Origin of the sequence: Streptomyces sp. SM1 (genome assembly GCF_002910825.1) — a bacterium.
Taxonomy (GTDB): domain Bacteria; phylum Actinomycetota; class Actinomycetes; order Streptomycetales; family Streptomycetaceae; genus Streptomyces; species Streptomyces okerensis.
In genome coordinates this window covers 1-13265 of record NZ_NEUB01001025.1, presented here as the reverse complement: position 1 = coordinate 13265, position 13265 = coordinate 1, and the positions used below count along the sequence as shown (strand labels likewise).

At 67.1% G+C, this 13265-nt stretch carries 11 protein-coding genes and 1 pseudogene; 4 read left to right on the top strand and 8 right to left on the bottom strand.

Annotated elements, in window-relative coordinates; all coding sequences use genetic code 11:
• Window positions 1–56 precede the first annotated feature (56 nt).
• The 5 genes from B9S61_RS36980 to B9S61_RS36960 form a co-directional block, all read right to left on the bottom strand.
• Window positions 57–536, bottom strand: a complete 480-nt coding sequence (locus tag B9S61_RS36980; RefSeq protein WP_103544116.1) for a hypothetical protein — start codon at window positions 534–536, stop codon at window positions 57–59.
• Window positions 533–2974, bottom strand: a complete 2442-nt coding sequence (locus tag B9S61_RS36975) for a hypothetical protein (protein WP_103544117.1) — start codon at window positions 2972–2974, stop codon at window positions 533–535. Before B9S61_RS36975 ends, B9S61_RS36980 begins: the two co-directional genes overlap by 4 nt.
• Window positions 2971–3321, bottom strand: a complete 351-nt coding sequence (locus B9S61_RS36970) for a helix-turn-helix transcriptional regulator (protein ID WP_103544118.1) — start codon at window positions 3319–3321, stop codon at window positions 2971–2973. Before B9S61_RS36970 ends, B9S61_RS36975 begins: the two co-directional genes overlap by 4 nt.
• Before the next feature lie 16 nt (window positions 3322–3337).
• On the bottom strand, window positions 3338–4441 hold the full coding sequence (locus tag B9S61_RS36965) for a tyrosine-type recombinase/integrase (protein ID WP_103544119.1): 1104 nt from the start codon (window positions 4439–4441) through the stop codon (window positions 3338–3340).
• Window positions 4442–4506: 65 nt separating this feature from the next.
• Window positions 4507–5550 (bottom strand): tyrosine-type recombinase/integrase, encoded by a 1044-nt coding sequence (locus tag B9S61_RS36960; RefSeq protein ID WP_103546076.1) that lies wholly within the window; start codon window positions 5548–5550, stop codon window positions 4507–4509.
• 231 nt (window positions 5551–5781) lie between these two features.
• Between B9S61_RS36960 and B9S61_RS36955 the strand changes: the two genes are divergently transcribed.
• The 3 genes from B9S61_RS36955 (at window position 5782) to B9S61_RS36940 (ending at window position 9147) form a co-directional block, all read left to right on the top strand.
• Window positions 5782–6921, top strand: a complete 1140-nt coding sequence (locus B9S61_RS36955; RefSeq protein ID WP_258040065.1) for an NUDIX domain-containing protein — start codon at window positions 5782–5784, stop codon at window positions 6919–6921.
• A gap of 17 nt (window positions 6922–6938) precedes the next feature.
• Window positions 6939–8174 carry a M15 family metallopeptidase gene (locus tag B9S61_RS43075; RefSeq protein ID WP_258040064.1) on the top strand — a complete coding sequence of 412 codons (1236 nt, stop codon included), beginning with the start codon at window positions 6939–6941 and terminating at the stop codon, window positions 8172–8174.
• A gap of 70 nt (window positions 8175–8244) precedes the next feature.
• On the top strand, window positions 8245–9147 hold the full coding sequence (locus B9S61_RS36940; RefSeq protein ID WP_103546074.1) for an NUDIX domain-containing protein: 903 nt from the start codon (window positions 8245–8247) through the stop codon (window positions 9145–9147).
• Window positions 9148–9921: 774 nt separating this feature from the next.
• Here the strand turns inward: B9S61_RS36940 and B9S61_RS36935 are convergent.
• The 3 genes from B9S61_RS36935 to B9S61_RS41840 form a co-directional block, all read right to left on the bottom strand.
• The gene (locus B9S61_RS36935; RefSeq protein ID WP_103546073.1) at window positions 9922–11115 is read right to left on the bottom strand and encodes a hypothetical protein; all 1194 of its coding nucleotides are present in this window, start codon (window positions 11113–11115) and stop codon (window positions 9922–9924) included.
• 26 nt (window positions 11116–11141) lie between these two features.
• Window positions 11142–11885, bottom strand: coding sequence for an ATP-binding cassette domain-containing protein (locus B9S61_RS36930; RefSeq protein ID WP_103546072.1), 744 nt, complete (start codon window positions 11883–11885; stop codon window positions 11142–11144).
• 75 nt (window positions 11886–11960) lie between these two features.
• Window positions 11961–12257, bottom strand: a complete 297-nt coding sequence (locus B9S61_RS41840) for a hypothetical protein (protein WP_219820002.1) — start codon at window positions 12255–12257, stop codon at window positions 11961–11963.
• Here B9S61_RS41840 and B9S61_RS36925 point away from each other — a divergent pair.
• A pseudogene (locus B9S61_RS36925) lies at window positions 12170–13265 on the top strand (IS630 family transposase); the annotation flags it as partial. The gene B9S61_RS41840 and the pseudogene B9S61_RS36925 overlap by 88 nt on opposite strands.

Genomic DNA, 13265 nt, shown 5'->3' with positions numbered 1-13265 from the left:
TAATGGTGGAGTCGGGTATTGGAACTCACCGAATGCCTAGCCCTCACGGGCTGAGATCACGTGTAGAAGAAGAAGCGGTCGAACCAGCTCCTGGCGTGAGAGCGGAGCTCCAACGCGCCGTCGTAGTCGGCCCAAGTCAAGTGTTCGGGGACGGTGACGTATCCGAGTTCGCTGAGTATCCCGATGAGACGGCTGAGGTCGGTGGAATCGAGCAGGTAACTGGTCTCCTCCTCGTCGTAGCTCATGGGGTTGCCGAGAGTGACGATAGCCAGATCACCGAAGTTGCTGACGATTACCGTGATGAAGTCGGCACTCGCTGTGGCCGCGACGGGGATAGTGATCCTTCCGTGGTAGCTGGCCTCCTGAACGTCCCGTTCGACAGTGCAGGTGCAGGCGAACTCCCTGTCGATGTCGGCAGCAAGCTTGTTGAACCGCGTTCGGGTAGCAGATCGGTCGAAGTTGCGCGGGAACTCCGCGTCTCCGGAGGTGTCGAGCTTCCTCAGGAGGGTCCAAAGGTGCTGCTGGTCGGTGGTCATCGTCCGTTCCTGATCGGGTCGGGTTGGCTGTTCCGGCGGCTGACCTCGGCTGCGTAGGCGCCCCAGTCTCCGGCGGCGGCTCGTTGCCATTTGACGGCGACGGTGATGTCGATGCCGAGAGTGCGGGCGAGGACCGCGGCGGGCAGCTCGGTGGCGAGTTGGAACAGGGCAGTTGAGCGGGTCTCGGCGAGCCGGATGCCGAGTTTGCGGAGTCGTTCGCCCATGGCCCAGACGCTGATCGGGCGCCCGGGCTGACCGCCGGGGAAGAGCCAGGGGGAATCCGTCCGGGCGAGAACGGCATGGCTGCGGCGGACCGCGACCTGGTGGAGGGCGAGTTCAGCGACGGGTGCGGGCAGCTCGACGGGGACGGCGCCGAGGCGGAGATGGACGGCTCCGTCGGTCTCCTCGATGTGGTCGACGGTGAGACGGGAGATCGCCGCGGGCCACTGGGCATAGAGGAGCAACAGCAGGCCGGCGAATCGGTCTTCGGACTTGAGGGTGTCGTCGTGCAGCAGACGGCGAGCGGTGGCCCAGCGGGCCTCGTCGTCCATTGCCTGGGACGGGCCGTTCCATCGGACGGCCGGGAAGCTGAGATCGCGGGCGATCTTCTGGGCGAGAGCCCAGCGCACGAAGTGGCCCGCCTCCCGGCGGTGACGGACATCGTCGCTGGTCATCCAGCGTTCGAGGTCGGCCTGACGGCAGGTCACAAGTGTCAGGCCCTGGACCTCGATCCAGTTGAGGAGATGGATGGCTGCCCGCAGATGCTGGCGGACGACGGTGAGCTGGGTGTGCGTGATGTCGTTGCCGCGGCTGCGGCGGCGGAGCCGTCGCAGGAGATGCCAGGTCGCGTACCGGTGCAGGATTTTCCGTCCCTCGGCAGTGGCGTGGGAGGTGACGAGATCGTTCACGTGCCGTTCCAGGCGGACCATCTGCTCGTCCCGCTGGGGCAGCGTGCCGGTGGCCACGAGCACGCTGCGGAGGTGCTCGACGACCTTGCCCGCCGGGAGTTCGTCCAGGGCCTCGTGTGTCAGGGGCCGATGGCCGGAGCCGAGATCGGACAGGACGGTGGAGACGATGCCACCGGCCAGCCAGCGCATCGCCGTGCCGACCCGTTCCGTCTTGGCCAGGGCGTCGTTGAGGGCCTGCAGCTTCGGGGGTATGGAGCCCGAGTCGTCGGCGAGAAGCTCGTGGAGCCGCTGCTTGAGAATGCAACGACGACATGGCCCCGGTGAACGCAGCCGCTCGGCCTGCCCGCAGGTGGGGCAGGGGTGCCAGAGCTCGGCGTCCGGCTTGGTGCAGGGGCCGCAGACCGGAGCGTCCGCGGTGCCGGAATGGATGCCACGGACGCGTCCGCAGGTGGTGCAGCGGGCTTGGCGCTGGAAGCAGCCGCGACAGCGGGGCAGGCCGGTGAGCTTCGAGTGGTTGCCGGGAGCGGTGAGGCCGCAGATGGAGCAGACCAGGACCGGCAGGGGGCAGCAGTTGGGGCAGAGCGGGCCCTCGGCGGTGCGCGTGTGTACTCGCCGCCGTTCCTTGCATCCGATGCAGACCTCGGCGTTCGCAGGGTCGGTGACCAGGCAGTTCGGACACAGCGGTCGCCCTTGCTCGTCGCGGGTGGCCGGCTCGCGTCGGGCTCCGCAGCGTACGCATTCTTCGATGCGGGACTTGGCGATGCAGTTGCGGCAGACCCGCTGCCCGTCGAGCGGCTTGTCGATGCGAACCACTCGGTGGCAACGAGGGCAGGACGGCCGGACGATCCCGGCGACACCGGCCTCGTGCAGAAGGTCGATGAACCTCAAGATGGCGCGGTGCGGGGCGATATGGGCCTCGCCGGTCAGCAGGCGGGGGTTCTCCTCCAGGGCCCAGACCACTCGCTGGCGATAGTGGGGACGGTGGGGCGCCGACCGGCGCAGAGCCTCGGCGACCACGTCGGGGTCGGCGCCCGGGGCGATCGTGTTGATCACCGTGTGGACGACCGTGGCCGGGTCGCGGTCATCGTGGTCGGGACACATCGAACAGCGGGGCAGGCCCTTGCGGTCCCGGAAGGTGACGCGCCGGGTGTTGCCGCAGGCGGCGCACTCGGTGGTCTCCTTGATGCAGACCGAGCAGTACCAGTCCTGGCCCTGCCGCTGGAGGCTTCGCAGCCCCTTCCCACAGTCCGCGCAGACCGGTGGCGAGATCGCCGAGGCGCCGGCCCTGCGAAGGGCGATGAGGAGATCGCCGACGGCCCGTGGCGCCGGGGACCGGCCATCGGTCAGAGCGGCGGGGCGCGTCGCCAGGAACTTGGCCAGGTTCCGTGACTTCGCGCGGCCGCCCGCGATCGCGGTGACCACGGTCCGGATGGTCTCGGAGCCGAGTTCGCTCTCGGCATCCGCGACCAGGTCCGTGATCAGGCCGATCGGGTCCGTGACGGAGCGGTCGAGAGAGCCGGTGGTAGTCACGGCCGGTCAATACCCTTGATCCGGGCTCGCTTTGGCCGCAGTCCGCCGAGCCCTTCCGTGTCGGGGGCCGTGCCGCCGGCGGCGGCCTTCTTCGGCTTCTTCACGGCTCCGGCCACCGCTATGGGCTCGATGAGGTCGTCCATGGTGCAGTCCAGGATGTCGAGCAGGGCCATGAGGATCTTCAGGCTCAGTCGCTCCGGTCGCTCGACGACGAGCCGGTAGACCTGGCTGGAGGACAGCGTGATACCGCGCTCGGCGAGCGGCGGGATGAGGTCGGTGGTGGAGAACATCCCGCGGTCGGCCATGACTTTGCGCAGGTGCCAGTGGTAATCAAGCTTGGCGGCCATCGCCGGGTCCCTCCTGTCAGACCCCGGTGAACGCCGGGGCCAGTGCCTTGTGCAGGGAAGTGTTCATGAAGTCGTCGCTGACGTGCGTGTAGATGGCCAGGGAGCTGTCGCTCTCGTGGCCGACCTGCTGCTGGATGAAGCGGCGGTCCACCCCGTCCTCGGTCAGATGCGTGACGTACGAATGCCGCAAGGAGTGCGGGACCAGCTCTTTCGGCAGGCCCAGGGCGTCGCGGTATGCCTCGAACCGGTCGTTGATCGAGCCGGGCCGCAGGCGTCCACCACGTTCGGTGATCCACAGAGCGGGGTGGTCGGGGAATCCGAAGCGCGGACGGACGTTCTCGACGTAGTCGGCAACTGCCTCGACGGCCCAGTCCATCACCGACAAGACGTTCCGGCGCCGGGGCGGCTGGCCCTTCTTGGCCTTGCCGTAGCGGACGTTGAGCGTGCCGTACCGGCCGAACTGCCGGGCCTGCGGGTTGCGCCCGAAGTCGACCACGTCGAGCTTGGAGGTCTCGGTCCGGCGAAGTCCCCACCCGTAGATCACCTTGAAGAGGGTGGCGTCACGGTAGGCCGCCAGGGCGCCCTTGCGTCTCGCCCGCAGGGCTCGTTCGACTTGGTCGTCGGCGTAGTCGAGGAAGAGCTGCAGCTGTTCCCGGGTGAAGGGCTTGGCCTCCGGGTCGCCCTCGTAATCGTTGAGGTGGGCAATGGTGTTCCACTCGTGACAGACCGCCACCGGGAAGGTGCCGAAGGCTTCCTCGCAGGCAGGGCCCCATCCGTAGCGGCTATCGATGAGGAACTCGCTGAACAGCCGCACGGTGCCCTGGTAGCTGCGGATCGTCGACGGTGCCAGGTGCTTCTCACTGGTCAATGAGACCGACCACTCGTCCACGTGGGCCGGCGTCCACTGCCACGGGTAGTCGTTCGCGAACTCCAGGAACCGGCGTATGAGTCGTTCCCGCGGATCGATCGTGTCGTCCTTCAACCCCCGCGACTTCTGCTGAGCACGCCAGCCCCTCAGCATCGCGTCGAACATCGCGTCCTCAGGACGCAGTTGGACCACCCCGGAGACGAGCTCCAGTTGAGCCGCCCCGGCCAGGGCCACCTTGCGCTGATGCACCACTCCAGACCATCCCTTCTGGAGGGAGGATCATGCATCAGAAGGGATACGATCGGCAACATGCCTGGTCAGGCAGCTAGGTCGTAGTAGCCTCGGAGTCCTTCAAGCTCTCGCCGTGACCTGGCGACCTGCGACTTCTCGCCCGTCTGATGCAATTCCCGAGGGTTCATATAGATCGCCGTCGTGGATGCGTGAGAGTGCCCGACCTGCTCTTGGACGAATCGTGCCGGATATCCGAACTCGGTGAGATGGGTGATGTAGCTGTGGCGAAGGCAGTGCAGGTCCAGATCGGGATCCAACCCGGCCGCCTCGCGTGCGGCGGTGAAGGCGGAGTTGATCGACCGAGGCGACAGGCGCCCCGCGCGCTCGGTGACCCACAGCGCCGGGTGGCGTCCCGGGACCAGGTGCGGGCGTATCTCGGCCTGCCAGTGCTTGAGGACCTCGACCACCCAGTCCATCTCCGGGACGGTCAGGACCATGCGCCGCTTCGGCGGAGCGCCCTTCGACGACTTGCCGAAGCGCACCATCATGGAACCGAAGTTCCCGAAGTCCGGCGCTTGTCTGTTGCGCCGCAGGTCCACGAGGTCCAGACGCGACGCTTCGGTTCGCCGTATGCCGAAGGCGTAGACGGTCTTGATGACGGCCGCGTCCCGCATCGCTGTCAGGGCGCCCTTGCGTCCCTGTCCGCGGATCTTGGACGGCAGGGCGTCAGCGGCGTCGAACAGGGCCTGGACCTCGTCGTAGGTCAGCGGCCGGCGCCGAGGGTCTCCCTCGTACTCGACCGTGTGCATCACCGAGTTGCCTTCGTGGAAGACCTCTTGAGGCACCTCGCCGAAACGCTCTTCGCAGACCTTGAGCCAGTCGTAGCGGCTGTCCCTCAGGTACTCGACGAAGAGGCTGATGATGACTTCGTAGCCGCGGGCGGTCGACATCTGGATCGGCGTCTGGCCACTTCGCAAGTCTGCGATGAATGCCTCGCCCTCCGCTGGTGTCCACTGCCACGGGTAGAGCCCGGTGAACTCCTCGAACCGCTCGATCAGCCGCCGCCGCGGGTCGATCGTCGAGCTCTTCAGGAAGCGAGCCGACTGCTGCCTCGCCCACCCATCGAGCATGGCCTTGAACACCGCGGTCGCCGGGTCCAGATGGACCACGTTCCGGGCGAGGACAAGGGAGGCCGAACCCGGCGCTGTCGCACTCACGCAGCTGTTGTATCAGGTGCAACATTGTTGAATCAATGCGCGGCGCCCCAGGTCAAGGTCACGCCGACTCAACCGCCCCCGTTCCATCGACGCGCTGGAGCAGCCAAAATGGCGTCCTCATCACCGGACGGAATGTTGCATCCAATGCAACTCATCCCGTTTCTGGACATCGACACCCACGACATCGACGCCCATCCGGGCAAGGGCGAGCCCGCACACCAGCACTTCGACCTCCGGTTCCCCTTCCGCCTGCGGACGACCGAGGTACCGGTCGTGCTGCAGGAAGAGGAGGTCGGCGGCATCGAGTGGCGTCCCGTGGACCGGGTAACTTCCCCGACACTGCACGAGAAGCTCCTCAAACTGCCGCTTCAGGTCGAACCCGAGACGGCCAACGCCTCCGCCCTGATCTACAACGACCGCGGCGAGTACCTGCTCCATCTCCGCGACTACTTCCCCGGACAGATCTGGGAGCCGGGCATGTGGTCCCTGCTCGGGGGCGGCCGTGAGCCCCAGGACGCCACCCTGGAACACACCGTGCGGCGCGAACTGGCTGAGGAAGCCGGCCTCGATCTCGTCGGCCTGTCCCCGTTCGGCACCGAGTACGCCTCCCACGACGACGGCACGACCGTACCCATCGCCATCTACGCCGGCCGCTGGAACGGCGACCCGCGCGAACTCCACCTGACCGAAGGAGTCATGCTCGCCTGGTTCGCCCCCGACGACCTCCACCGCCTGCGCATCGCGGACACGACCAGCGACCTCGTACGGCGCCACGCCGCCGGGCACCCGCCGATGCGGAGCGGACCCGAGCCCGAGGAACAGCGTCTGGCGTCACCGCACGACACGGTCCCCAACATCATCGGCGTCCACCTCTACCTGGAACGCCCGGACGGGACGGTGCTGCTCGGGCTGCGCCACCCCGACTCCGCGTTCGCGCCGTCCACCTGGCACGTCCTGGCCGGCCACTGCGAGCAGGAGAACGCCATCGACTGCCTGATCAGGGAGGCGATGGAGGAAGCCGGGTTGCACATCGAGCGCCAGGACGTCGAACTCGTCCACGTCGTCCACCACATCGGTCAGCCCAGGAACCCGCCCCGCATGGGCCTGTTCTTCCGCGCCCGTACCTGGAGCGGCGAGCCGGTGCTGCGCGAGCCGGACAAGTGCACCCAGTGGAAATTCTGGGATCCCGCCGCCCTTCCCGACGACCTCGTCCCCTACACCCGACTGGCCATCGAGAAGATCCAGAACGACGAGCTGTACAGCGAGACGGGCTGGCCCGCATGACCAGCGCAGCCAGTCGCGTGGCCACTGCGACAGCGACCGGGCGTCCAGACACCCGCCTCGTAGTAATCCGCGGCAACTCGGCGTCCGGCAAGTCGAGCGTGGCCCAGGGCCTGCGAGATCACTACGGCCGCGGTATCGCGATCGTGGGCCAGGACGTGATCCGCCGGAACGTGCTCAGGGAACACGACACCGCGCGCGGCGCCAACATCGCCCTGCTGGGCACGATCGCACGCGCAGCCCTCGACGCCGGCTTCCACGTCGTCCTCGAAGGGATCCTGTATGCCGACCGCTACGGCCACATGATCACGTCTCTGGTACGGGACCACCGCGGCGTCTCCAGGTGCTACTACCTGGACGTTCCGCTGGAAGCGACGTTGGTACGGCACGCGTCAAAGGCGGATGCCGCCTACCTGGCGCACGTCACCGACGCCCACCTCACCTCCTGGTACCGCGAGCTGGACCTGCTGCCCGGCGGTCTGGAAACCGTGATCCCGGCCGACAGCACGCTGCGGGACACCGTCGCCCGGATCGTGCGCGAGACCGATCTGACCGCTGCCGCCCCCGCCTCGCCACCTCAGCGCAATCCGTCACAGGGAGACTCGATGATTCCTCCGGTGTTGATGTCCGATCCGCAGGTCGCGGCGATCCCCGTGCGCGAGTGCGGAGAGCCACTCGTCGACGTGCAGGACCACAACCTTCGCGTCGACCCCCGCAAGCACGACCCACTGGGGGCGTTCGCCCACGTCCGTGAAGGCGTCCTGGCCCGGTTGAAGCATGCCCGCTCGCTCCTGCCCGCCGGCACCGACCTGCTGTTCATCGAGGGCTACCGGCCGCCGGCCCTCCAGCAACGCTACTTCACCGAGTACCGCGACGAGCTGGCCGCCGCCCACCCTGACTGGACACCCGAGCAGCTGCACCAGGCCGCCAGCCGGTACGTGTCACCGCCAGAGATCGCGCCGCACTCCGCTGGCGCGGCCGTGGACGTGCCCCTCATCGACCAGGACGGCCACGAACTCGACCTCGGCACCCGCGTCAACGCCTCCCCCGAGGAGAGCGACGGGACCTGCTTCACACACGCCCCGAACCTCAGCGAACACGCGCGCCACCACCGCACCCTGCTGCTCAACGCCATGGAAGGCGCGGGATTCACGAACTACGGGACCGAGTTCTGGCACTTCTCGGCAGCAGACCGGTACGACGCCCTGATGCGGCAGGAGCCGCACGCACGCTACGGACCGGTCGAACTGCCGTAGCACGCCGACGGACGCGTCCGCGTCGGGCCACACGGCCGCGACGGGCGGAAAGCATCGAACGGAGGCACGTATGCCTGACGACACCCAGCACGCGATCCCGCCTGTGCCGAGCCCGGCGGCCGGAGACGAACCGACCGAGCACCACATGCACCTGCTCGGCCGGTACTACCGGCAGGTGGAAGCAGGGCGCAAGACGATCGAAGTGAGGGTGGCCACCCCGAGCAGGCGCGCCGTCGCCGTGGGCGACACGCTCGTCTTCCACGACCGGGACACCAGGCGGGAACTCGACGTCATCGTGCAGCGGATCACCCCGTACCCCTCCTTCGATGACCTGCTCCGCTCGGAGGACACCTCACGTATCAACCCGGACGGGTCACCCGACGAGCTGCTCGCCGACCTCCGCGGCATCTACCCGCCGGCCAAGGAAGCCCTCGGCGTTCTCGCCCTCGCCTTCGACCACCGTCCTGCCCGGCCCGGCCGCCCCCTGCCGATGCCAGCCGAGGAGTACGCGCAGACCGTCCCCCACCACACGGTGTACGGCTGCCTGTACATCCGCGACGAACACGACCGTCCGGTCCAGCTCCGTTCGGTCTACGGCTCGAGACTCTGGCAGTTCCCCGGCGGCAACCTGGATGCCCCGGGCGAGGACCCGCTGCAGACCGCCCGGCGGGAGACGGTCGAGGAGACCGGCCTGGAGCTCGCCCTCAACACGCCGACCCTGCTCCTGACGCACTTCCTCCACGCTGGACCGCGCCAGCCGCTGAACAAGGTGGGGCTCATCTTCGACGGAGGCCGGCTGACCGCCGACCAGCTCGACCGGATCCGCCTCGACCCCGCTGAACACGACATGTGGGCCGTCCACGACCTCGCTACCTGGCAGGAGCTGATGGCCCCGCGCGCCTTCACGCGCCTCGACGCCATCGAACGAGCCCGACGCGGCGAGGGCCCCGCCTACCTGATCACACACACCTGACCCCAGAACACCCGCCCACCAGGAGGCAACCGTGCCCGCCGAGGATACTGGTAAGTGCGGCTATGAGAACTTGCGGAATTAAGGCCACTGCATGCCGTGGGCAGTACGGCCTGCGGAGTGCTCCACCACATCACTACCGTGAGAGCCGAGCCAGGCGGCCAGCGGTAAGAGGGAGAACAGATGCGGCCAGTCCGGTAGCTCCCACGGCGATGGCTGCGATGAACGCTGGTAGGTAGGTGGGCTCGTGCAAGGGCCATGCCCACCGTGCAGGTACTCCGTGTTGCACTCCGAACGCTGCGCACGCGATGGGGAAGACGGTGACGATCGTGGCAACGATGCGAGGGCTGGCGAGGAGGCGTAGCAGGAGGGCGAGTCCGAGGTAGCCCAGGAAGTTTCGGGCCATGCCTGCTGCGAGGATGTGACCGGACGTCGAGGAGATGAGCCAGCCTCCGGCGAGCATCACGAGTGTGCAGGCCGTCATGAGTCCGGTGTCCCATAGGCCGACAGGGCGTACGGCGGTCGCTTCGATGGAGCTTCCTCCGCGGGACTGTCCGTGCAGGATGAGGCACACCGGTGCCAGTGGCAGCAGGAAGGGGAGGGGAAAGGAGAAGGAGACCCCTCCTACTACGATCGGTACGGGTACCTGGATGGAGTCGGCGACGGCGCCGAGTACCAGGCAGGCCACCAGGGCGGCACAGATTGCGGGTACTCGACGAACCTGGATCCACCAGTCCATGGACGTTTCTCTCTGTCGGTTGGCTCGTCGTAGCGGACTCAGAGGTGCCCCGTGTCAAGGACGGGCTGCTTATCACACCGAGTGAGTGTTTCGACGTTCTGCTGGAACCAGACTTGTTGGTCGTGTGGAGTCTGTTCGAGAACGCGTTTGGCGAGATCGACTTCGGGGGGCGCATAGCGGGACGCGACAGTCTGGGGGTCCGCGCCTGCGGTGATGGTGAGCCAGACACTCAGTGGGCCGTAGGCCCGGCTCCCTGGCCACTCACCGGTTTGGGCGCAGGCTGGGATGTCCTTGGGCAGGGCGCTCAGAGCGAGAAGGGCTCGGACCTCGTCGGAGGTCGGTGTGGTCGATCGGGGCGCCAGTTGAGCAGTTGTCGTGACGCCTGCGACAGTCAGACGCCTGTGGGCGTCCGTTGCCCACGTGGTGATGTCCCTCGCGTTGTCGCGCTGTTCGGGCCAGAGGCAGACCTGCGGGTGGGTTGCTGAGCAGGTGCGGGATGCTGTGGAGCGGGATTCGGCGGCGCTGTAACCGAGGGGATGGACAATCCAAGCCGAGATAGCTACGGCGACGGTCAGGACAACGGGAGCGAGGGGTCGCAGTCGCCGTCCCCGCACCGTCACCAGCCAGGCAGCTGCGAGCAGTCCGATTGAGGCGAGGGCCGGGGCGACAATGCTGCGGGGAGCGGCCACTTGGTCCAGCTGACAGCACTCGGCCAAGTTCGTACCGTTTAGTTGGCGCACCCAGAAGACGTTCATCGCCGCCGGGTAGGCCATCCACACGAAGCTGCCCACCAGCGCCACAGGCACGGCCAACAACCGGGGCAGGGTGAGCCCGAGGACATATCCGACGACGATATGCGTCGCCACGACCAGCAGCTCCAGAGCGAGGATCGCCACCGTGGTCCAATTGGGGCTGCCTGCAGCCTGCGGCAGGAGCATGCCGAGGGACAGCGTGACCGCAAGCACTCCCAGGACGAGAGTGGGCGAGAGTACAGCGAGAGAAACCCCCGTGAACGTCCGCGCCGGCGCCCCTTGCAGAGTCCGTGCCTGCCGGACGCGCATCCCCTCCCAAGCGCCGCAGGCAGCCACGGCCGGTGCTGTCCACACCAGGAGAGACGAGCTTTGACCGGCAACTGAATCCCAATACCCGCGGGTCACCAGCTCGGTGACACTGTCGCGATAGGCAAGCAGCCAGATGATCAGCAAAAGGCCGATGCGAGGCGCGATCGACACTCGCAGTACGGTGCTCCAAGGCACGCTTACACCTCCCCCTTCACCAAACCGGCATAGGCGGCTTCAGCCCGGCGTCCGGACGCCACCTGGCCCGGAGCAAGGTCGAGGAAAGACACGGTCGGCCCCTGGAAGAGGATGTTCCCTCGATCGAGGAGCAGGACCGAGTCGTAGCTGTCCTCCAGATCTTCCGTCTGGTGGGTGGAAACGACGAAGCTCGCCTGCTCCTTCAGATCGTCCAGGAGGCCGCGGAACACCTTGCGCTGCGTCGGGTCGAGGCCGGCGGTTGGTTCATCCATCAGGACCACTCGCGCCGAATGCACCATCGTCTGAGCAATACCCAGGCGACGCAGCTGCCCCCCAGACAGCTGCGCGGCAGAACGGTCGGCCAGGTCACCCAGTCCTACCTGTTTGATCGCGCCCAGCGATCTGTCCCATGCATCCCGCCGCGACAGGCCCTTCAGCCATCCGGCATACGCAGCCTGCTCTCTGACACGCAGCCCCGGTACCGGAGTCACCTGCTGCGGCAGCCAGCCAACCTGCTGCCGGTACCGCTTCAGATCGCCCCGTCTGCAGGTATCCAGGTCACCGAGCGTCACGCTACCTGCGCTTGGAATGAGTGCGGATGCGAGGAGTCCCAGCAACGTCGACTTACCGGCGCCGTTCGGCCCGAGAAGCACAACGCACCCTGACGGCAGGTCAAGCGTCAGGTCTTGCAGGACGAGTCCCCGGCGCCGGTAGCCGAAGCAACAGCGCGAGACATGGATGGTCATTCTGGCCTTCTGCCAACTTTCCTGAGAGGCGTGGCCCCCCGGATAGCCGGGGGGCCACTGTCGGTCCGAACGCTGTCAGTAGCGGGTGACGACGCTGTTGACGCTGAGCCTAGTAGAGCCGATGTAGATGAAGTAGAACTCCGCCTTCCCCACCTCGCCCCAGGACACCGTGTTGCAGGAGTTGCTCCGCGTGCCGTGGCTCACGTCCGGAAGGAAGTCTCTGACGTGGTCGAGCTCGAGAGTCGCGCTGCTGGGCCCTCCGAAGCTGCAGCCGGAGAAGCTCAGTGCCTCGTCGAGGCCCGAAGCTGGAACCGCTGCTGCTGTCCGCTGATGAGCGGGCGATATTGGAGCGGTGGAAGCGTCGGGCCACATCGGCCCAGGCTCTGGCCCTGCGCGCTCGGATGTGCTGGCATGCGCGGGGCCGGAGGTGCCACCGATCGTCGCGGTCGCCCGGGATTTACGGGTGACCGCCGACACGGTCCGCAAGTGGCGGCGGCGGTTCCTCACCGACCGCCTGGACGGCCTCGTTGACGAGCCCCGGCCGGGCCGGCCGCCCATCATCGGCGTCGACCGGATCGAGGCAGTCGTCGTCACCACGCTGGAACAGCTCCCGAAGAACGCCACGCACTGGTCGCGCAAGTCGATGGCGGAGCACAGCGGTCTGTCCAAGTCCACCGTCGGCCGGATCTGGCGGAAGTTCCAGCTCAAACCGCATCTGACCGACACCTTCAAGCTGTCGACGGACCCGTTGTTCGTCGAGAAGGTCTACGACGTCGTCGGCCTGTACTTCAACCCGCCCGACGGCGCGGTGGTCCTCTCGGTGGACGAGAAGTCGCAGATCCAGGCCCTGGACCGCTCCCAGCCTGTGCTGCCGATGATGCCCGGCATGCCCGAGCGGCGCACCCACGACTACGTCCGCAACGGCCTGACCACACTGTTCGCCGCGTTCGACGTCGCCACCGGCGAGGTCATCAGCTCCCTGCACCGCCGGCACCGAGCGGCGGAGTTCAAGAAGTTCCTGGTCAAGGTCGACAAAGAGGTGCCGGCCCATCTGCAGATCCACCTGATCTGTGACAACTACGGCACCCACAAGACACCCGCGATCAGGACGTGGCTGTCCAAGCACCCCCGCTTCCATATGCACTTCACCCCGACCGGCTCCTCGTGGATCAACCAGGTCGAGCGGTGGTTCGGCTTTCTGGCCGACCAGAAGATCCGCCGCGGCGCACACAAGAACGTCCAGACCCTCGAAGCCGACATCCGCGCCTGGATCAAGGACTGGAACGCAGACCCCAAGCCGTTCATCTGGACCAAGACCGCCGAGGAGATCCTCGAATCCCTTGCCCGATACTGCCGACGGATCTCCGGCGCAGGACACTA